This window comes from Bacteroides sp. 41_26, from assembly GCF_949740115.1.
Lineage (GTDB): Bacteria > Bacteroidota > Bacteroidia > Bacteroidales > Bacteroidaceae > Bacteroides > Bacteroides nordii.
Map to the genome: position 1 here is coordinate 107,741 of NZ_CATJGZ010000069.1, position 21,316 is coordinate 129,056.

At 39.1% G+C, this 21,316-nt stretch carries 14 protein-coding genes; 5 read left to right on the top strand and 9 right to left on the bottom strand.

The window, feature by feature from the left end:
• Positions 1–10: 10 nt before the first annotated feature.
• The 5 genes from QX565_RS09570 to dapB all read right to left on the bottom strand — a co-directional run bounded on the left by QX565_RS09570 (position 11) and on the right by dapB (position 5,395).
• Positions 11–1,228 carry an alginate lyase family protein gene (locus QX565_RS09570; protein WP_289292651.1) on the bottom strand — a complete coding sequence of 406 codons (1,218 nt, stop codon included), beginning with the start codon at positions 1,226–1,228 and terminating at the stop codon, positions 11–13.
• A gap of 312 nt (positions 1,229–1,540) precedes the next feature.
• Positions 1,541–2,179 carry a WbqC family protein gene (locus tag QX565_RS09575; protein ID WP_221648466.1) on the bottom strand — a complete coding sequence of 213 codons (639 nt, stop codon included), beginning with the start codon at positions 2,177–2,179 and terminating at the stop codon, positions 1,541–1,543.
• A gap of 33 nt (positions 2,180–2,212) precedes the next feature.
• A complete protein-coding gene (gene lepB / locus QX565_RS09580) occupies positions 2,213–3,151 on the bottom strand; it encodes a signal peptidase I (protein ID WP_221648467.1) in 939 nt (312 codons plus the stop codon).
• Between the two features lie 66 nt (positions 3,152–3,217).
• Positions 3,218–4,648, bottom strand: coding sequence for a signal peptidase I (gene lepB / locus QX565_RS09585; RefSeq protein ID WP_221648468.1), 1,431 nt, complete (start codon positions 4,646–4,648; stop codon positions 3,218–3,220).
• 18 nt (positions 4,649–4,666) lie between these two features.
• Complete coding sequence (gene dapB / locus QX565_RS09590) at positions 4,667–5,395, bottom strand: 4-hydroxy-tetrahydrodipicolinate reductase (protein WP_221648469.1); 729 nt, start codon at positions 5,393–5,395, stop codon at positions 4,667–4,669.
• Between the two features lie 84 nt (positions 5,396–5,479).
• Between dapB and QX565_RS09595 the strand changes: the two genes are divergently transcribed.
• The 4 genes from QX565_RS09595 to QX565_RS09610 all read left to right on the top strand — a co-directional run bounded on the left by QX565_RS09595 (position 5,480) and on the right by QX565_RS09610 (position 11,521).
• Entirely contained in the window at positions 5,480–6,748 is a 1,269-nt protein-coding gene (locus tag QX565_RS09595; RefSeq protein ID WP_289292652.1) for a DUF2851 family protein, read from the top strand.
• Positions 6,749–6,934: 186 nt separating this feature from the next.
• Positions 6,935–7,492 (top strand): DUF4348 domain-containing protein, encoded by a 558-nt coding sequence (locus QX565_RS09600; protein ID WP_289292653.1) that lies wholly within the window; start codon positions 6,935–6,937, stop codon positions 7,490–7,492.
• 232 nt (positions 7,493–7,724) lie between these two features.
• The gene (locus QX565_RS09605; RefSeq protein WP_289292654.1) at positions 7,725–8,420 is read left to right on the top strand and encodes a DUF6250 domain-containing protein; all 696 of its coding nucleotides are present in this window, start codon (positions 7,725–7,727) and stop codon (positions 8,418–8,420) included.
• A gap of 23 nt (positions 8,421–8,443) precedes the next feature.
• The gene (locus QX565_RS09610) at positions 8,444–11,521 is read left to right on the top strand and encodes a chondroitinase family polysaccharide lyase (RefSeq protein WP_289292655.1); all 3,078 of its coding nucleotides are present in this window, start codon (positions 8,444–8,446) and stop codon (positions 11,519–11,521) included.
• A gap of 183 nt (positions 11,522–11,704) precedes the next feature.
• On the opposite strand, the gene QX565_RS09615 is transcribed toward QX565_RS09610, so the two are convergent.
• The 4 genes from QX565_RS09615 to QX565_RS09630 all read right to left on the bottom strand — a co-directional run bounded on the left by QX565_RS09615 (position 11,705) and on the right by QX565_RS09630 (position 19,009).
• Positions 11,705–12,856 (bottom strand): acyltransferase family protein, encoded by a 1,152-nt coding sequence (locus QX565_RS09615; protein WP_221648474.1) that lies wholly within the window; start codon positions 12,854–12,856, stop codon positions 11,705–11,707.
• 116 nt (positions 12,857–12,972) lie between these two features.
• Complete coding sequence (locus tag QX565_RS09620; RefSeq protein WP_221648475.1) at positions 12,973–13,536, bottom strand: Crp/Fnr family transcriptional regulator; 564 nt, start codon at positions 13,534–13,536, stop codon at positions 12,973–12,975.
• A gap of 272 nt (positions 13,537–13,808) precedes the next feature.
• Positions 13,809–14,741: a tRNA-dihydrouridine synthase family protein gene (locus tag QX565_RS09625; RefSeq protein WP_221648476.1), complete on the bottom strand. Its 933-nt coding sequence runs from the start codon at positions 14,739–14,741 to the stop codon at positions 13,809–13,811.
• 245 nt (positions 14,742–14,986) lie between these two features.
• Complete coding sequence (locus QX565_RS09630; protein ID WP_289292656.1) at positions 14,987–19,009, bottom strand: ATP-binding protein; 4,023 nt, start codon at positions 19,007–19,009, stop codon at positions 14,987–14,989.
• Between the two features lie 585 nt (positions 19,010–19,594).
• On the opposite strand from QX565_RS09630, the gene QX565_RS09635 reads away from it, so the two are divergent.
• Positions 19,595–21,316, top strand: a 1,722-nt coding sequence (locus QX565_RS09635) for a polysaccharide lyase family 8 super-sandwich domain-containing protein (protein ID WP_289292657.1), incomplete at its 3' end; no start/stop codon positions are given.

The window sequence follows — 21,316 nt, forward strand, 5'->3', positions numbered from 1 at the left end:
GAATAAGATATTACTTGTTACTTATATCTTCGGGACGTACATAAAGTAGAATGAATTCACTTTTGATATCTATTTTATTGTTGGCTTTGTACAGGCTAAGATAATCCGTACGTGTCGGATTCATCAGATAGATACGATACAAGTCTTTGCAAAGCTCTTGCTGTTTCATATTCCAGTCACTGATTTGCTGATAAGGCCATGCTGATACATCTTTACCCAGATAGGCTGCAAGAAAATCAGCTGCCTTGTAGAAGTTACGTCCGTCGGCAGAAGTACTGTTGTCGAGGGAAAGTCCCATTTTCTTTCCCATTACAAAGATGTCAAGCATGTGTTGCAAGTTGTATTCTGAATAACCAAAAGCGAGTGTGCGGCGAAGTTCCTGAGGTTGTTTCCCATCCGGTTCAACTTGCTTATAAACACGTTTTTCGGGGAATTCTTTAACGAATCGTTCTGCAGTGGCCTGATCTCCGGCATACATAGCGAAAGCGATTACTTGTGCATCATAGGCTATACTGTGATTGTTTTTGGCATCATGCTCTTCTTTTCCTTGTTCGCTGGTCAATATCCAGTTTAACAGTTCCCCAAACCAGGTTTTGAGTTGTTTGGAGTCGTTACTGGTGAATGCTTGCGATTGTTCCAGCAATTGCACTGCATCGAGCATTTCTATAAAGGAATAAGTGTCAATCACTCCAAAACTGCGCCCTTTGTTGTTGTGGCGTCCCGGAATCATTTGGGCATATTCCAGGTTAGGGTTCATTCGGGTATCTTTATTAAAGAACCATACACGGATCAGTTCCGTTGCTTTTTGTGCATAACGTTCGTCATTGCTGAAATACCATGCTAAGCTGAGTGTTGTTATTCGGCTGGCTGTACTTCCTAAGCGATTACGATCCAGTTTGTTCAGTTCAGGATTTGACTCTCCGTCGCGGCTGATGTATGGTAAGCCGTCGGGTTTTGTCGGATCGGGCCAGTAATAACGCGCCTGGCTCATGTAGTCGTGTTTGTCTCCACTGGCAGGTGTTTTTTCTTTATCCATGACGGAATAAGGAACTGCATTGAGTAATTTATCAGCTTTTACTTTTAGTTCCTGAAAGATGTCTGAATAGGGTTGCTCCTGTATAGATTGTTTGACGGTTTTGAGATGTTCTGCATCCCAAATAGATTGTGCATACATACTCCCGGTTGTGAACAATAAAACGACAATAAATGAGGTTACTCTTGCTTTCATAGTGTTTTTGTTTTGAATTTACTAAACTTTTCAAAGCCTGGTATCATTCGGATGGAATTTTATTTTTAGTGTACCGGTGCACTTTTAAATTTTATCTCAAAAGCTTGTACCGGTGTATCTTCGTGATAAAAACACGAAATAATGGTTTAGGAAAAGGAAGGAGAAGCTTTTTTTTTAGTATGCTTTTTCTATGTGTTGATTGAGTATAAATTTGCCTGTCTTCTTCTACTTCTTTTTTATCTCGAAAAGAAATAGAAACAGATTGTTTGAAGATGCTTTCTTGTTTAGAAATATCTTAAAAAGGTTATTGCTCTATTTTCTTGTTTGTGGTTGTAGGACTAATAAGCTTTCCGGCCCCATATTGAATAGTAAGTCTATCATACTTAAATTCGGACGAAAACCATTCCGGGTTTCGAATACCTGGTAATAAGGATGGGGAATAAATTCCGGATCCGTCTCCCGGAAATCTTTTTTGGGATGGATGGCTTCTCTGAAATCATACTCATCCGGAGCGAAATCCGTTTTATACTCTGTGGTTCGTTTTAGGTGTAGTTCAATATCTGTCAGTTGACAAATAAGTCGGCAGAGCTCTTCGTTGAAATCGATTAAAAACTCGTATTTCTTCTCATAGAACGGATGAAAATCATCTTTATAGTATTCAAAAAACGGAGTACTATTGTAGGCCGATTCAATTGCATTCCAATGCATATGGCGCCAGTTTCCATGATCGGAAATACGGATATCCTTCATGGGGCATTTCGGATTTGCCGGCTTTACAGTAGGGATAGAAAGTGCAATATCACCATCCGGACCGGCAATAGTACAACGATTACGGTAGGTTTGCTTCATATAGTGGTCATGCTGCTCGATAAAAACTTTATCATAGGTAACCAATTTGCTATAGTATTCTACGGGAGCCAGATAGGCTGAAGAGAGAAAAACAGTTTTCATTTGTAATTCATCATTAAACATTCATCATTATTCTCATCGTACAGGTTGAAAGAAACGATTCCACCTGTAACCTTCAAACAGATTTGTATTACTCTCTTTGGAGAACCAGATAAGAGAGGCCTTTCCGATAATATGATCTTGTGGTACAAGTCCGAAAAGGCGTGAATCGGATAAATTAACAGAATTATTGGATACCATCCAATAATAATCCTTACTGAAATAACAGTGTTGTGCAGGGTGTCCGTCTACATACAATGTATCATTTTTGATTTCTGCATGTTTACCTTCATGCAATACAAGTGTGTTACGGAGTAGTGTCCTGTTCCAGGGGTATACCCGGACGGCCATCCCTTTCCGGGGGATTATCAGCGGGTTAACTACTTGTTTTTCCCGGTCTGACTCAAGTGGCTGTATCCAGTTTGATCCGTTCATGGCCTGTTCCAGTAAGTAATATTCGTAACGGCTGAAACTTCGTACGTTATTGACGGAATCCTGTCCCATCAGTTCATTGGGAGTTATGGATAAAATGCTCAGGAGCGAATCAAGTTGTTTTTCTCTGGTTTTCGGGTAGGTATATAACCTTTTACGGTCGGGTCCTGCTACGTTTTGGGAGGACACTATCGTAAATAGTGAATCAATCAATAAGGTATCTCCTGGTACACCTGCACAACGGCTTATAAATACCTCCCGCCTGTCTATAACGGGCTGTGTTGTACTCGCAGGATTATTGAATACAACAATATCCTCTTTTTCCACTTCTCGTTCTCTCCATCTGTGATAAGAAAAAAGAGACATCAGTGGCAGGCGAAGTCCATAACTCCATTTGTTTATTAATATACGTTCACCGCGGAAGAGGGAATTTTCCATACCTGCCGAAGGGATAAGGCATGAGGTAAAAACAAAGCTGCGGAGCAATAATACGATGATTATTGCTCCGGCTAATGCTATTATCCATTTTAGATTTCTCTTCATGGCGTTTTAGTTCTTTAGTTTTGAGAACCTACCAACTCATCAACTCACCAACTCATCAACTCACACTCATTTCACCCATTTAAAGATACGGTTCCAGCGGATCTTTCCGTTAAACCATCCCCGGTCTTTATCGAGAGATAACCAAACTACAATTGGCTTACCTACTACATGGTCTTCGGGTACAAACCCCCAATAGCGGGAGTCCTGTGAATTATGGCGGTTATCACCCATCATCCAGTAGTAATCCATCTGGAAGGTATATTTGTCTGTTTTTTGTCCGTTGATGTAGATACCATCGTCTTTCACTTCCAGCTTGTTACCTTCGTACGCAACAATACATCTCTCATAAATAGGAAGATTATCCATTGTCAGTGTGATGGTAGAACCTTTGGCAGGTATCCATATGGGGCCATAATTGTCTACTGTCCAGTCGGTATACAGATTTTGTGGATAGAGATCGTGCGAGGGCCTATCTGTCGAGATTGGTTCTATCGAAGTAACAAGGTCTTTGCGTGCAAGTAACGTATTACGTGCTTTTTGGGTAAGTGGCAAGTAGAAAATAGTGGCTCCCGGTTGGTAGTATTCCGTATCTTCATTACTTAATCCCAACTCGTCATGGAGAAATTCGTCGGGTATCATCTTACCGGTGGCATGTACAGTATAGAGGAATTGAAGGTTTTCCGGTTCTTCCTGTGCTTTACCGTCGATGTATATGATGCGGTCTTTTATCTGAAGAGTATCTCCCGGAAGTCCGACACAACGTTTTACATAGTTTTCACGACGGTCTACCGGTCGATAGATTATTTCACCAAACTTTTCGGGGTGTGCAAGTACGTATTTCCTGCCGGCATCCCGATAAAGGTCGTATACGATCCGTTGTTGCTTGCGATTCAGACTATCCATGTTAATAGGGTTGGAAAAAGTTCCTTTTCCTTCCCGATAAATGATGTTGTCGTAGAAGTCAGTTTGTTGATAGCTGACAGCTACGGTATCTCCTGCCGGGAAGTTGAATACTACAATATCATTCATTTTCACTTTACCAAATCCCGGAACACGTTTATACTTCCATTGCGGCCACTCGATATATGATTTAGTGTTGACAAGAGGCAATGTATGTTGTGCCAATGGCATAGAGAGAGGTGTATTGGGAACACGAGGGCCATAGCTCATTTTACTTACATATAGAAAATCACCTACTAACAGAGATTTCTCTAAAGAAGAAGAAGGTATCTGATAGTTTTGAAATACATATATGTTCACGAAGTATACAGCTACCAATGCAAAGACAATGGCATCCACCCAACTCATGATACTACGTACAGCAGGACTTTTCGATTTTTTCCAGAATGACCAGGGGACTTTCTTCGTGATATAAATGTCGAAGATAAAAGGAACTACGATGAGTCCCCACCAGCTTTTTACCCATACCAGAAAAGCCAGGTAGAGGAGGATAACGATGGCACATTTAATCCATTGTGCGCGCGTTGCTTTTTCCATGATATAATTTATTTATAATTATTCTTTTAAAAACGGAAACAAGTCACTCATGCCCAGATATCCTTGTTTATCCATAGTATATTCGGCAGCTAATATAGCACCTAAGGCAAATCCGCCACGGTTTTTGGCATCGTGTGTAATGGAGATACTATCGGCTGCCGAGTCATAACGAATGGTGTGAATACCAAAAACCTCTCCTTCGCGAATGGAGTGAATAGGTAGTTCGTTGGCTGTGGCGGCTACTTCTTTTACCCAATGGTCTTTGCGGTCCAGATTTTCAAGGATACCTTCGGCCAGCGTGATAGCAGTGCCACTTGGTGCGTCGAGTTTATGTATATGATGTGTTTCGCTCATGGACACATCATATATCGGGAACTGATTCATTATCTTTGCCAGGTATTTGTTGACAGCAGAGAAAATAACGACTCCCAGACTGAAATTAGAAGACCAGAAAAGTGTTTTCCCTTCTTTCTCGCAAAGGTTCTTTATTTCGTCACCATGTTCTGCCATCCATCCTGTACTACCCGAAACGAGCTTTACGCCGGCGTTGAATGTCTTAATATAGTTGTTGTATGCCACTGTCGGATTGGTGAATTCAATAGCCACGTCCGCAGAGCGGAATGCTTCAGATTCAAAATCATCCTGATTGTCGACGTCGATAATGCAGACTATCTGATGTCCGCGGCTAAGGGCAACTTTTTCCAGTTCTTTGCCCATCTTTCCATAACCGATTAATGCTATTTTCATTGTTTTACTGACTTATATTCAAAATAATAGTCGCAAAGATAAGATTTTTATTACATTTGTCGAACACATTAACGTCTTGTTAACATGGAACAACTCTTGCACTATGTCTGGAAACACAAAATATTCCCTCTGACTCCATTACAAACAACTTCAGGATTGCCGGTAGAAGTCATTGATGCCGGTTTACAAAACAAGCATGCCGGTCCCGACTTTTTTAACGCCAAACTAAAGATAGGTGACACTCTCTGGGTGGGTAATGTAGAAATACATACGATTTCTTCCGATTGGTATCGCCATGGACACGATCATGACAAGGTTTATGATTCGGTTATCTTACATGTTGTTGAACAAGCCGATTGTGAGGTTTTTTGTTCTAATGGCGGGCAGGTTCCGCAGTTGTTACTTGTGTGTCCGGAACATGTAAAGCAACATTATGAAGAACTTCATGCAAGTGATATTTATCCTCCCTGTTATTCTATTTTGTCCGCTTTACCTAAACTGACGATCCACTCCTGGCTTAGTGCATTACAGACAGAACGTTTTCAACAAAAGGCTGATGTGATTGCCAAACGGTTGCATTCTTGTAATAATAATTGGGAGGATGCTTTTTTCATTACCCTGGCCCGCAATTTCGGTTTTGGTCTGAATGGAGATGCTTTTGAGACATGGGCCAACCTGATCCCTTTTCGTGCGGTAGACAAGCATCGGGATGATTTGGTACAAATAGAAGCTTTTTTCTTTGGACAGGCAGGATTGCTGGAAGAGGATGCTACAGATGATTATCAGGCCCGATTACAGAATGAGTTCCGTTATTTACAACATAAATTTGAACTGTCTGCTGTAATGGATATTACTTTATGGCGTTTTCTACGGATTCGTCCGGGTAATTTCCCGCATGTTCGTCTGGCGCAGTTAGCAGCTCTTTACCAAGAGGAACGTTCGTTGTTTTCGCGTGTGATGGAGGCTAAGACATTAAAAGAGATCAGGCAGATATTGATAGCAAAGACTTCTCCCTATTGGGAAAGTCATTTTATATTTGGTAAATCTTCTCCCCAAAAAGAAAAGGGAATTGGTGTAAATGCACAAAATCTGTTAGTTATCAATACTGTTGTCCCTTTTCTTTATGCCTACGGGTTACATAAAGCGGATGAACGTTTGTGTGATCGTGCTACTGATTTTCTGGAAGAGTTGAAGGCGGAAAATAATTATGTGACTCGTTTGTGGAGTGGGGCAGGATTGTCTGTACACACAGCTGCCGATAGTCAGGCTTTACTGCAACTTCAAAAAGAGTATTGCGATAAAAAGAAATGTCTTTATTGCCGTTTTGGTTATGAGTATTTACGAAAGAAATAAATGATAAAACTAACCAATTATCAGGTAACTAAAATATTTTTCCTCTTTTACTCAACGCATTCAAACTTCTTTTATCTTTGTCGAAAAACGAAGATAAGCTGCACCTTGGCATAAAAAATGAATAAGTTCATTTTATTCTGCTCTCGGTTTGCATTATCTTTGCAGCCAATTTAAATGCAGTTAATTATGAAAACAAAAAGAGTTGTGTCTTACCTGTTGGTCGCTGTTCTGTTAGCAGGTGTTTGCTGTGTGTCCTGTGGCAATATGTCAAAAAGAAAAGCAGAGGCTCTTGCTGCCAATGTAGATGGGGAGGATTTTCCTGCTTTTTTAGAAAAGTTCACTTCCAGTGCAGCTTATCAGTATACACGTATTAAGTTTCCGCTGAAAACTCCTATTACTTTGATGACTGATGATGGAAACAGTGAGAAAACTTTTCCTTTCACCAAAGAGAAATGGCCATTGTTGGATAGTGAGGTATTGAAAGAAGAACGCATTACCCAGGAAGAAGGCGGTGTGTATGTTTCAAAATATACGCTTAATGAACCTGCCCACAAAGTTTTTGAAGCCGGGTATGAGGAATCTGAAATAGATCTTCGTGTAGAATTTGAATTGATTGAAGGAAAATGGTATGTGACCGATTGCTATACCGGCTGGTATGGATTTGACCTTCCGATTGGTGATCTTAAAGAAACAATACTTCAGGTTCAGGAAGATAATAAAGCATTTAAAGAACTGCACCCTTGATGGAAAAACTTGAACAGAGGGTGATTGACTCGAAAATAAGATGTCAAAAACGGATAAATAATACTTTGTGTTACTCTGTGGTGAAATAGATTCGTCCCTCTACAAGAAGTCCTTCTATCCACGGACTCGTGAATAATTATTGTATTATTCTGTACGATTTAAGCCCCTCTTTTTCCGAAAAGAGGGGTTTCTTTGTATCCGGTAGTAATCTTCAAAACTAATACATAAATAAATGAAACGAATTCTTATCCGTAGCACTGCTTTATTTACTTTTCTTTGGTTGGTAACAGCCTGTCTACCTTCCGGAAAAAATAATGCCTCTTTAGCTGAAAATTGGATTGCAGAGGATGAATCTGCTGCTATGCAATTATCATCGGTTTCGGATACTTTGGACATTGTTGTACCTGCAGGTCTCACTTTATGGTATAATGAGCCATTGACTGGTGAGTATGAAATAAGTTATCACATAGCTATGTTAATGGAAGGTGGAAAGCAGGATCGGCTGAGTGACCTGAACTGTTTTTGGGCTGCTAATGATCCGGAGTATCCTGATAATATTTTTGCTCGCAGTGAATGGAGAAACGGAGTTTTCAAAAATTATAATACATTGAATCTATTCTATGTGGGCTATGGTGGCAATGAAAATACAACCACCCGTTTCCGTCGCTACTATGCTGAATTTTATGGGGTCGATGATGCCCGTGTAAAACCCTTAATTGCCGAGTATACTGATCCTGCCCACCTTCTGGTAGCAGGAAAGTGGTATCATATTGTGATTCGTGTAGAGAAAAAACAAACAACTTATACTGTGAACGGTGAGGAACTCTTTCGCGCTCCTTTAAAACCAGGAGAGGGAGATGGATATTTTGGTTTACGTTTACTCCAGAATCATGTCCTGATGACCGGATTTCAAATCAAACAAATGTGATAACCACACAATTAATACTCTAAATGATGAAACAATCTTTTATGAAATTGGGAGCTATAGTTTTTCTCTCTTTTTTTAGTTCTGTTACTTTATTGGCACAATTGGTGAAGAATGATCGTATGTTTTCTTTTGAAGAGTCGCAAATTCCTGCTTGTATCAGTAGCGAATCTTCAAAACTATCCATTTCACCGGAACATTATAAAGATGGTACGCATTCATTACTATGGACTTTTCAACCGAATGCAATACTTTCTTTGAAAAAAGATCTGAAGTTTGAGAAAAAAGATCCTACCGGGAAAGATCTCTATCTTTCAGCTTTTATTGTATGGATATATAACGAGCAGCCACAAGATAAAAAAATAAAATTTGAATTTCTGAAAGATGGAAAGGTTTGTACGTCATTTCCTTTTGGGATTAACTTCAAAGGTTGGCGTGCTGCCTGGGTATGTTATGAACGCGATATGCAGGGTACCCCGGAAGAAGGTATGAATGAACTTCGTATGGTTGCGCCGGATGTAGAAGGTCAGCTTTTTATCGATCATCTTATTACAGCAATAAAAGTGGACGCCCGCCAGCAGACTGCAGATTTACAGGTGCCTTTTGTTAATGCGGAAACTACTAATCATTGGCTTGTTGTCTATAAGCATTCGTTGTTCAAACCGGATATTGAGCTTACTCCGGTTAGTGAAAAGCAAAGACGGGATATGCAATTGATAGAGAAACGTTTCCGTGATATGGTATATACATCTTCCATGTTATCGCAGAAAGAGATTGATATGATTCGTAAAAAATATGATTTTTATGATATCTCTTATAAAGATGGAAAAGTGACGGGTGTACCCATCTTTATGGTACGTGCTTCTGAAGCTTATGAGCGTATGTTTCCTGATTGGGACAAAGATATGCTTACCAAACAAGGTGTGGAAATGAGAGCTTATTTTGACTTGATGAAACGGATTGCCGTAGCTTATAACAATGCTTCGGATGATTCTGTCAGAGCAGAGATGAAAGATAAGTTTCTTGCCATGTATGATCATATTACCGATCAGGGAGTAGCATTTGGCAGTTGCTGGGGGAATATACATCATTATGGTTATAGTGTGCGTGGTTTATATCTGGCCTATTTCCTGATGAAAGACGTGCTTCGTGAGGCAGGGAAATTAAATGAGGCCGAACGTACATTACGTTGGTATGCCATAACCAATGAAGTCTATCCGAAACCAGAGGTTGATGGTATTGATATGGACTCTTTCAACACGCAAACAACAGGACGTATTGCAAGTATTTTGATGATGGAAGATACACCGGAAAAACTTCAGTATCTGAAATCTTTTTCAAGATGGATTGATTATGGCTGTCGTCCGGCTTTGGGGTTAGCCGGAGCTTTCAAGAAGGATGGAGGAGCTTTTCATCACCGGAATAATTATCCGGCTTATGCTGTTGGGGGGCTGGAAGGAGCTTCAAATATGATCTATCTATTCAATCATACTGATTTTGCTGTATCTGAGCTGGCTCACCAGACAGTGAAGAAAGTATTGCTTACGATGCGTTTTTACTGTAATAAACTCAATTTCCCATTATCTATGTCCGGACGTCATCCGGATGGAAAGGGAAAACTTATTCCGATGCAATATGCAGTGATGGCTCTTGCGGGTACGCCCGATGGAAAGGTTGATTTTGATGCTGATATGGCAGCAGCCTATCTTCGTTTGGTAGCCGGTACATCTTCTACAGGCGAAGATCCGGAATATATGCCTCAATTTAGTAATGAGGAAGAGAGGCATATGGCAAAACTCTTGTACGATAAAGGGTTCCGACCGGAACCGGATCCGCAGGGAAACCTCGCTTTGGGATATGGCTGTGTATCTGTCCAGCGTCGTAGTAACTGGGCTGCAGTTGTCCGTGGGCATTCACGTTATCTTTGGGCGGCCGAACACTATCTTGGAGCTAATCTTTACGGACGCTATCTGGCTCATGGAAGTATGCAGATACTGACTGCTGCTCCGGAGGCAGTTGTGACTCCAGCTACGAGCGGTTGGCAGGAAGCCGGATTCGATTGGAACCGGATCCCCGGTGTGACTTCTATTCATCTGCCATTTGATGATTTGCAGGCTAAAGTTTACAATGTTGATACTTTTTCTGGAATGGAAGAGATGCTTTATTCGGATGAAGCATTTGCCGGTGGCTTGTCTCAACAACATCAGAATGGAAATTTTGGAATGAAACTGCATGAACACGATAAATACAATGGTTCACACCGTGCCCGTAAGTCTTTTCATTTCTTTGACGGAGTGATTGTATGTCTTGGATCAGACATTGAGAATACGAATAGTGAATATCCTACGGAAACTACCATTTTTCAACTTGCTGTGACAGATTCCGCAGGACATGCCTATTGGAAGACATATCAAGGTGATGGTAAAGTCTGGATAGATCATATTGGTACGGGATATTATGTACCTGTTGCTACTAAATTTGAGAAGAAATTTCCTCAGTATTCACGTGCACAAAAAGTAAATAAAGAGACAAAAGGAGATTGGGTATCTTTGATTATAGATCATGGAAAGTCGCCCAAAGGGGCTTCTTATGAATATGCTGTTCTTCCCCAGATCACTGCACCCGTTATGAAGCAGTTTGCAAAGAAACCTTCGTATAAAGTATTACAAAAGGATCGTAATGCACATATTGTACGTGATCTGAAAAGTAATACCACTTCGTATGTGCTCTTTGAAACTCCTTCTGTCGATCTGCCTAAAGGCTTGTTGATGAAAGCAGATACTTCCTGTTTAGTAATGATACATGAAGAAAAAGGAAAAGCTCTGCTTATGGTAGCTCAGCCCGATCTTGCTTTTTATCGTGGTCCGAGTGACGAAGCTTTTGATGAAAATGGTAAACGTGTAGAGCGCAGTATCTATTCCCGTCCCTGGATTGATAATGATAGTGGAGAGATTCCAGTGACGGTTACATTAAAAGGATGTTGGACTGTGAAAGAAACGCCTGCCTGCCAGGTTGTATCTTCAGATAAGAATTCTACGGTGATTCGTTTCATCTGTAAAGACGGTATGAGTCAAGATACCGAACTGATTCCTTTTAAAAACTGATGTTTAATGAGGTTGTGCCAATCGTAAAACCTACTATCGTTAAAACGCAGATTTACGCAAATTTACGCAAAGATTCAATTAAATCTGCGTTAATTTGCGTAAATCTGCGTTTCTACGGTTATCTATTGATAGTCGTCTCAGGCTTTTGACACAGTCTCATGTTCTGGTAGAAAAGATATAGTCTTATTTCTTAGCCAGGAACTTTCTGGTTAACCATTTTCTTACAGGTTCATCATATAGCTTCAGGCAAAGATAAGCCAGCACAATACTCAATGCGTAAACACACAAAGCAACTTGCCAGGTTTCACCCAAAGTATAGAGCTGATTTTTAATCAACCACGCATAGAACAAGTACATAATAGGATAATGTACTACATAGACAGGATAAGATATATCTCCCAAAAACTTGCATATCACGGTTGACTTCTTATCTGTTGTGGTTCCCGATGCTCCCAGCCAGACAAGGATAGGGAAAGCTACAATAACACAAAATACTTCATAAGCACCATTTATGCAAAACGGTTTTGCACCTTCCAGATAAGGCACTGCGAACAAAGTAATCATAATAATTGTGCATATCCAGAAGGCACCTTTCAGCTTTACAGGCTTGAAGTTACGTGACAAAAGCATACCCATAGAGAAAGGGAAAAGCATTCTCAATGTCCCGCCGGCGAAGTTTACACCGTCCAATGTCCAGCCCACTCCTATATTTCCATAACCAGATATATCAAGAACCGCGAATAATGCCAATGCAACTCCCAACACTGCTACAAGTACAGCTAATGCCTTATTAGACAAGCGGCGAATAAACAAGGCATAAAGAATATTTCCTATATACTCAAAAAACAGCGACCAGCAAGGTCCGTTCAAAGGAAACATTTCACCGTTGCCACGAACTTCATAGCCCACTCCCGGCATCGCAGGAATAAAGAATATCGTACAGAGAAGAGACAACATCACCATTGATATGGCAATATGTGTTCCATCCCATTGCACGCACCCTTGAAGATAGAATGTAACAGCGCCTAAAACGGCACCCATGATTACCATAGGATGAAGACGTATCAAACGACGTTTAAAGAAATTTTTCATAGTAAGACCCTTCCCCCAGCGGTCATCATAAGCATAACCGATAACAAACCCCGAAAGGATAAAGAAAAAGTCTACAGCTAAGTATCCGTGATTGAGAGTGTCAATAGTACCATTACTGGCAAAAGCGTAGCCTTCGAATATATGATACCATATAACTACAAGAGCCGCAACGCCTCTCAGCCCGTCAAGGAGTTCGTAGTGAGGTTTAGAGTCTGCAAATGCAGAAGCAGAGATGTTTTTCATGTTAAATCTATAATTCAAATTATTATTAGTAGTAGTGTCATTGACGACGCGCCAAAGTTACGGAACTTATACATCTAAAAAATTGTCCTGCGACAAAATCTTGCCGGATATGAAAACTATTTATGTGCTCTAAGACGACTGAGTGTTGGAAGTGTTACTCCCAGATAAGATGCAATATATCCCAGTTTCACCCGCTGACATACTTGAGGAAACTGTTGCTTAAACTCTTCGTACCTCTCTTTTGCAGAGAGTGTCAATCGATCTTTGTGTGAACGGTGCAAACGTCTGTATTCGTTTTGATGAATGATTCTTCCCCAATTGGCCAGTTCGATATTGTTTTGAAATAGCCGGAGCAAGTCGGTGAGTGATATCTTATACGCAACAACTTCTTCAAGCGTTTCCACAAATTCCTCGCTTATCTTATTATAATACAGCTCATCCATACTGAAAACAATACTTCCTTCGTATGCAAAGGAAGTTGTTATTTCTTCTCCGTTTACCAGCCAGAAAGAGCGAGTCATTCCTTTTTCAATGAAATAAGCCGATTTACAAAATTTATTTGCCTCTATCAATTTATACTTCTTGGGGAAATGACAGATTGTTACATTTTCCTTTAAAGTTTGTAGGGTATCATCAGAGAGTGGATACAAAGAATTTATCTTGTTTATTACATTTGTCATAAAGGTGATGCTTGATTCTTTTTCATTAGCTACAAAGATAATGCAAACCGAGAATAGAATAAAATGAGCTTGTTCATTTTTTATGCCAAGGTACAGCTTATCTTCGCTTTTTGGCAAAAATAGGAAAAACAATTCTGTCCACCAATATAATCATATTGTTTATATCGGAATCCTCTTTTAGAATGCTAAAAAACTGAGTAACAATTGTATGATTCTTTATTAAAAATCAGCATATTACTTTATTAGTCGGTTAAAGTCCTATTCATTCTGGTTTAGAGTAGCCCTATTGCTGCATTATATTTTGCCAGGCTTGTGCTTTTGTGTATTGCTTTCCATGCTTTACGACCGATTTGTGGTTCAAGATACTCCCAAAAAGTTTTCATTTTGTTGAGTAATTGATCTTCGCCGCCTTCAAGTCGTTCTTCATAACGGGTAAATACAATCTTGTGCATTTTGTACAGTCTCTCTTTCATATCCTCGGTGGAAAGGGACTTTTTCTCTTTATATTCGATGGCCAAAGCAGGATTCATCAGTAACCCTCTTCCAATCATGATTCCGGATAGAGTGGGGAAACTGTCGTGAATACGTTTTATATCCTCAATATTACTAATATCTCCATTATAAATCAAAGGGTGGCGACAGACTTCTGCAAAGGCGGCAAATCCTTTCGGATCGGTATCTCCTTTATATTGCTGTTTTCCCAATCGCGGATGCATAGTGATATGTTTCAATGGATATACATTCAATATAGGGGCTAACTTCAGACACTCTTCAGCATTTTCCCATCCCAGACGCATTTTTACAGAGAAATTTATTTCCGGATGTCTTTGGGTGATTTCTAATAGTTTCTCTACTTCTTTGGGAAAAGGAAGGATGCCGGAGCCGTTGTGACGTTTGGCTAACATAGGAAACGGACACCCCATATTTATATCTACTTCCTTATATCCCCTTTCGATGAAAAGGGATAAAATGGTCTCAATTTTTTCTTCCTCATGTCCGATAAGTTGGGGTATCAGATGGGGGACTTCGTTATTTCCTGGTTCTATATCCCGAACATCTTTATTCCGGAACGCTCCTTTGTCGAGTCGGATAAAGGGGGTATAATAAGTATCTATTCCACCAAAGATTGCGGAATGCGCATTACGATAGATCGCGTCGGTATATCCTTGTAACGGGGCAAAATGAATTGGAAGTGTTTCTGGCATACAATATTTTTTAGGAAGCAAAAGTAAGGGTAATATTTCTCATTGTCAACTATAAAATGAAAAAGCCTCATTCTTTGTTTTGGGGGAAGAATGAGGCTTAGAGATATATAGGAGGAGAAAATAGCTGACTTTTATTTGTGTCTATTTGCGTTAATCTGCGTTTCATCAGATCGGATTACTTTGTGTGAGTTTGTAGTGAGTTTAGTTCATTTCTTGTCTCAGATATAAATTGAATTTTACTATACTTACTCCGATTCGCATTCAACTGTTGGATTGTTATCCTTTTTTTCTTGAACTTTTAATCTGAATTGATTGGGAGATATATTAAATTGTTCTTTAAAAAGACGACAAAAATAGTTTGGGGTACTGAAACCTACTGTATTTGATATTTCTTTGATAGACAATTCTCTATTCTGTTTGAGTAGTATCATGGCTTGTTTCAGTTTGTGCTTGATCATAAAATCTCTGGGTGACATACCTGTCAGAGACTTGAATTTGGTATAGAACGAGGTACGCCCCATGTACATATTTTGGGCCAGTTGATCAATGTTAAACTCCGGATTAGATATATTTTCGTCAATGATTACTGTTACTTTGTCTAGAAATTCCTTGTCCAGTTTATTGGTTGCTAATAAGGAAAGGTCAATTTCTGTTTTCTGGGCAAATTGGTTGTACAGAATTTTACGTGAACGGATGATGTTATTGCATCTGGCTAACAGAATTTGTGGTCTAAAAGGTTTGCATATATAATCGTCTGCTCCATACAATAATCCTTTCAAATGTTGTTCTGGCATATTTAATGCAGTGAGCAATATGATAGGGATGTGGCAGAATTCGATATTGTTTTTTATTATATTACACAATTCTGTACCCGTCATGACAGGCATCATAATGTCGCTTACTATCAGATTAGGGCTAACTTTGCGGATTATGTCCAGTCCTTCTTGACCGTTGATAGCCGTTTTAACAGTATAGAGTGGGGTGAAGATATTTACTAGAACCTCTAAAAGTTCCGTATTGTCCTCGATTAGGACAATAATAGGTTTTTCTTGTTTTATCAATAATTCCATTTCAGTGTCATTTTTTTCATTTGGAGGCAGAGGTATATCCGGTAGTAGGGGAAGAGTATTGTCCTGCTCTTTTGTGAAACGGACGTGAGGATGGTTGGTTAAATGTTCTTTACCCAACTGTAGGCTGAGCGTAAAAATAGAACCTTGTTTGGGTTGGCTTTTAACATGTATATTTCCTTTGTGTTTTTCCACTATACTTTTTACTAACGCCAAACCTATGCCTGCTCGGAAGAACTGTTTCTGGTCTTGTATTTCATTGTCTGCTTGATAAAAACGTTCAAAGATGTGAGGTAGATCTTTTTCTTCTATGCCTACCCCATTGTCAGTTATAGATATGTGCAGTTGGTTTGTGGCTCTGTCGGATGTTAAGGTTATACTGACAGTACCGTTTTCGGGAGTATATTTAAATGCATTAGAAAGTAAGTTGTAGATTACTTTTTTTATTTGCTTTCCATCAAACCATACCTCAAGCTCTTCTTTACATGGAATCATCTTGATTTGTATATTACGTTGAGAGGCGAGTTCTTGAAAACTGTTGCAAATATCTGCAATATACTGGTTAATGGGATACGGAGACACATGTAACATATAATGCCCTTGTTCGTATTTTCTGAATTCAATGAGTTCGGTAATTAGGTCGTTGAGTAGCCTGCATTGGTGTATTACCTTACCGAATCTATTACGGGTGACCTGTGTCAGTTCGTTTTCTTGTTGTATTATTTCTAACTGTCCGATAATTAGTGTGAGGGGAGTCCTAAATTCATGACTTACACTTGTAAAGAATTTGAACTTAGCCTCATTAAGTTCTTTGATGTGTTGCTTTTCCATCTGTTCTTTCCTAATAGTGTTTTTCAGCTTTTTACGTGCATACAACGTACGATAGGTAAGTCCGGTACAGGATAGGAGTATGGTTGTCCACAATGTCCAACCCCACCAACTGGTATACCAAGGAGAACGTACGGTGATTTTTAGACGTGCCGTAGGAAACGTTTGATATAGGTTAGCTCTCTGTACTTCAAGCGTATATTTTCCTGGGGGTAAATTTGTATAGGAGACGGATTTTTGATTTGTGTGATACCAGGTCTTGTCGATACCTATTAAACGGTATTTATACAAATTTTGACTTTCATTGACCGGAGCTGTGGAAGAAAACTGGATTTCAATCTTATTTTGGTCGTGATTTAACCAAATTGCTTGAGTAAAAGGCAACTCGTTGGATAAAATTCCGGTTGGATCGTTGGGAGTGATTAGGTTATTGTGAACATAAAGCTCAGTAAAATATAACTGGTCGTTTATAGAGAGATTTTCTTTTTTTTCTTTCATAATAACAAGTCCGTTAGTTCCACCGATATAGATTTGCCCTTCTCGATCAACTTTCAGTCCACAATCTGAAGTGAAGGCATCTAATGGGAGAGACGGACTTCCAACGGAAAGCACCTGCTGTATAACTCCTTTTTCACTCATAAATGCGATTCCATTATCACCTGTGACAATTAGATTGTGCTCTGATGTTTCAGCTATCCGGTAACAATATTGGTTAAGTAGTGAAGAAGGGGTTTGAGGAAAGGGTTCAAAAAGTTGAGTCTTTCGGTTCAGTTTCATTACGCCGTACTGTGATGTAGTGATGTAAATCTCTTTTTGAGATGATTCAAAGATTTGTCTGATTGTACAGGCAAATCCTTGTTTACGCAGATTATATACGGAAAGTTGTTTTCTCGTTTTTATGTCAAATTTACAAAGCTGTTCGTTGACTGCAACCCACAGGCAAGTATCTGTATCCAGAAGAACGTGTGAGGACTTGTTTGTTTTATAAAATAATTGAGCTTCTTTTCTTTTTAAAGAATAGATGTAAATACCTTTAGCAGCGGAGAGGAAAAGGTTATCTCCATTTTGGATTATGGTGTTAATGATATTGAGGTCGGAAGTTTTATCTTGTCCGATTTCTGCCTTAAACGTATTTGTGAATGGATTATATGTGTATAATCCTTTGCCATAAGTCCCGATGTATAGCAATTTTGACTTTGGATCATGCAGAACTGATTTTAGATTTGGGTGAGGCTGAAAGAAAGGAGGTTCAGTAGAGTTAAAGCGGGTGATTGCTTCTTTCTTTGGATTAAGCATGTTGAGTCCACCGCCTTCTGTACATATCCATATATTTCCTTGGCTATCTTCTGCCATACAGCCGACTACAGGGTGGGAGAGTGTATTGGGGTGATCTGATGTATTGTAATAGTTGAATGAATTTTGATTGATAGATGCATAGTTAACGCCACCGAAGTAGGAACCTATCCATAGAATGCCACTCTTGTCAACGAACACCGTATGAATTGAAGAGTCTGTAATACTTCCAGATTTATTCTCTCTCGTATAGGAGGTGAATTTGTCATTTTGTAAATTATATCGATAGAGTCCAGTGAATGTTCCAAACCAGATGTTTCCATATTTATCTTCAGTGATTTTCCGGATTTTATTGTCATGTAATCCTTTGGATAATGAGTTAGAGGTGTTGTATGTTAATATAGTACCGTCTGGTTGTATACGGAATAATCCGTCATTGGAACTTCCTACCCAAATATCACCATTACTTGAAAGAAACATGCTTGTCATGCTTATTTTATTAATAATCTGATTAAAGTGTTTGTCGTCATCTGTGTAGAAGATTCCACCATAGTAGGAAAACCACTTTCGGCCTTTCTTGTCAATTACAAGAGCGCGAGTATTAGCAGTTGGGAGCTTTTCTATTTGAGGAACCAGTTCTTCTTTATCTTCATTCCACCGATATAGTGTATGGTCAATAACTACCCATATGGCACCTTGCTGGCTGTATAGGGGTAAATTTCCTTTGTTCTGGATTGATTGGAAAGTCCTTTTACGTATGTTGTATTTAACGAGTGCTTCGGACGTTTGGAAAAATACATCACCATTCGTGCTACATACAATATTGCTTACAATACTTCCTTCGAATGAAGATATATCGTTTGTATTAAAACTTGGTTTGTAGGATGTAATAGTATTACCATCGTAGACGCTGATACCTTCTGCTGTACCAAACCATATTCTACCTAATGAATCTTGAGTAATGGCAAATACAGATGGATGTGCCAACCCGTCTTTGGTATTCAATTTGTTGAAATGTATAGCTTGTATTTGTAAAGGAATAAATAAAATCAAGAAAATTGTAAGGAGACATGTTTTCATAATTTCTTTGAGCGTGTTTAGTTTTCCGAGTCTTTTATGAAACGTGTTGCAAGTTTATGAAGAAAATATAGAATATGCAAGAGAGGATAACAAATATAATTCGCATAAAATTTTATATATGGCTTATTATAACTAGTTAATGTATGTTTTCTTCACTTTTGTTGAAAGTGTTTTTTTAATGAAATAAAACAAGAAAGATATTAGATTTCATATTCTATTTCTTTTTGCTTTTGAACAATAATATAATTACTCTGTATGCAGAGTACATAGAAGTTGTCTTTTTTTTCTGTTATTTGCATCGTTATTCATTGGTAAAAGTATATATTGAATGAAGATTCGTAAATACTGTAGATATATAATCAGTTTTAATTTTGCCCCAATTAGGAATCATAATTAGAAAAATGAGTGGTATTACCTTGCTAATATATTGATTTTTTTAATGAGGTTGAGGATAGAATTGATGATATGATTTACTGAATGATAGTATTTTTGATAAATGAAAAACAATATTCAACTGCTGATTTACATTATTTATTCTTAATTAAATAGAACTTTGTAGTAATATATCTTTATAAAAATACAGAAATGAAAAATAAAGGATTTTTGATTTTGTTTTTATTACTTAGTTTGATAAGCTATGGACAAAGAGCAGAAAGGCAAAGTGCTATTGATAATTGCCGCCGTTACTATAATGAAGGCTTGAGAGTAAACAATAGTGGGAAGAGAGAAGCTATAAAGAAACTTCGTTCAGATTTTGCGGTACGACCTTATCGTTATTACCAACTGGGAAAATCTCTTACAGCCGAACAGTGTCTGGATATGATTGATATAGAGGGAGTTTTCGTGGACTTGAAGAAAAAAGAACAAGAATATCTGCAGAAAAGCGAAATCCAAAGGCATCTAAGGGAAACACAAAATATTGTTGCTGATGTGGTAAGTATAGCTCTGGCTCGTCTTTGGATAGTAGGGGATGCTTATCGTAGAGGAGAATTGTCTGTCGAAAAGTCTACTTCGGATAAAGTGTGGAAATCAATTATTCATTATACTAGTCTGGAATCAGGGCGTCCAAATGAATCAACCCGTTTTCTGGACTCTTGTTTTGGAACTCCTACTATGGCTACTAATATTTATTTTTGTTATCTTAGTGAAATGGACAAGGCGGAAGCCGGAGGAGCTGGACGGTTGGTGACCGAAGCTTGTGAAATGTTGAAAACGGTAGGTCTGCAGGCTTGGACACAACCTTATAGGAATGATGAAACAGACAAGAATGTGGTTTCGGTGGAGCGCTTCCGTAATCATGTCTGGTGGGTTGGAGGTAATGGATTAGGATACCGTGCACTCTTGCCGGTAGCAGCGATGTTCAGTTCTATACCGATGGTTGATGTTGTGGCTGAGGTTTGTTTAGGTGCTATCAGCGTTACTTCACAAAATACTTATTACGAAGCTTTTTGGAGGGAAGGGTTTACTGCTGACGGTGCAGGCTGGGGGCATGGTAACCAGTGCCTTATTTGGGGGTATCCCATTCATGGAACAGCCAGTGCATTAGGCATTTTGAATACTTTGAGAGGAACTCCGTGGGAAAAAAAAATGAAGCCAGAAAATACGGCCGCACTTATGAATTTTTTCCGGGGAGGAAACTGGTATTATTATAAAGGACATCGTTTGCCTTGTTTGGATCGATATTCGGCGGTCTATAATCCGGAAAGAACGTCTATACCTTATTCCGGACTGTTGAATAATGTCATAACCTATTGGAAAGATTCATTTTCTCTTGAAGAACAGCAGGAGCTATTGCAATTGAAGCAGGAAGTGGATCGGAATGATATCAGGATGGAAAATTATTGTTCCGGCATGTATCAGGGAACAAGATGGTTCTTTAATAATGACGATTTGATAAAGAAAACACCGGATTATCATATTATGGTTAATATGGCTTCTGTTCGTTGTGACGGTTTGGAGAGTGCTCCTTCTTTTGCCGACTGTTATAATTTTTATACGACAGACGGATTGACGCTGTTTCAACGTTCTGGTGATGAATATTTCAGAATTATGGGCGGTTGGGATGTGACAGCTTACCCTGGAGTAACAGCTCGTGAAGGAATGGAAAAATTGAATCCTGCTGAAAACTGGCGGGGATACTGCAGCAAACATAATTTCGCAGTTGGAGCTACAGATGGTGGAGATTATGCAGTGGGTGGATATATTTTTGAGAAGATGAATGCATCGGATAAAGATGGGGTGAATGATCGGGGAAACAGGGAAATCCAAAATGCTATATTGTACGACTTCAAAGCTTATAAAGGATAT

What these genes read in the sequence shown, in the direction of transcription:
- QX565_RS09570 (WP_289292651.1), bottom strand. Translation starts at nt 1,228, where the DNA reads ATGAAAGCAAGAGTAACCTCATTTATTGTCGTTTTATTGTTCACAACC.
- QX565_RS09600 (WP_289292653.1), top strand. Translation starts at nt 6,935, where the DNA reads ATGAAAACAAAAAGAGTTGTGTCTTACCTGTTGGTCGCTGTTCTGTTA.
- QX565_RS09605 (WP_289292654.1), top strand. Translation starts at nt 7,725, where the DNA reads ATGAAACGAATTCTTATCCGTAGCACTGCTTTATTTACTTTTCTTTGG.
- QX565_RS09615 (WP_221648474.1), bottom strand. Translation starts at nt 12,856, where the DNA reads ATGAAAAACATCTCTGCTTCTGCATTTGCAGACTCTAAACCTCACTAC.
- QX565_RS09575 (WP_221648466.1), bottom strand. Translation starts at nt 2,179, where the DNA reads ATGAAAACTGTTTTTCTCTCTTCAGCCTATCTGGCTCCCGTAGAATAC.
- QX565_RS09620 (WP_221648475.1), bottom strand. Translation starts at nt 13,536, where the DNA reads ATGACAAATGTAATAAACAAGATAAATTCTTTGTATCCACTCTCTGAT.
- dapB (WP_221648469.1), bottom strand. Translation starts at nt 5,395, where the DNA reads ATGAAAATAGCATTAATCGGTTATGGAAAGATGGGCAAAGAACTGGAA.
- QX565_RS09625 (WP_221648476.1), bottom strand. Translation starts at nt 14,741, where the DNA reads ATGCCAGAAACACTTCCAATTCATTTTGCCCCGTTACAAGGATATACC.
- QX565_RS09610 (WP_289292655.1), top strand. Translation starts at nt 8,444, where the DNA reads ATGATGAAACAATCTTTTATGAAATTGGGAGCTATAGTTTTTCTCTCT.
- QX565_RS09630 (WP_289292656.1), bottom strand. Translation starts at nt 19,009, where the DNA reads ATGAAAACATGTCTCCTTACAATTTTCTTGATTTTATTTATTCCTTTA.
- lepB (WP_221648468.1), bottom strand. Translation starts at nt 4,648, where the DNA reads ATGGAAAAAGCAACGCGCGCACAATGGATTAAATGTGCCATCGTTATC.
- QX565_RS09595 (WP_289292652.1), top strand. Translation starts at nt 5,480, where the DNA reads ATGGAACAACTCTTGCACTATGTCTGGAAACACAAAATATTCCCTCTG.
- lepB (WP_221648467.1), bottom strand. Translation starts at nt 3,151, where the DNA reads ATGAAGAGAAATCTAAAATGGATAATAGCATTAGCCGGAGCAATAATC.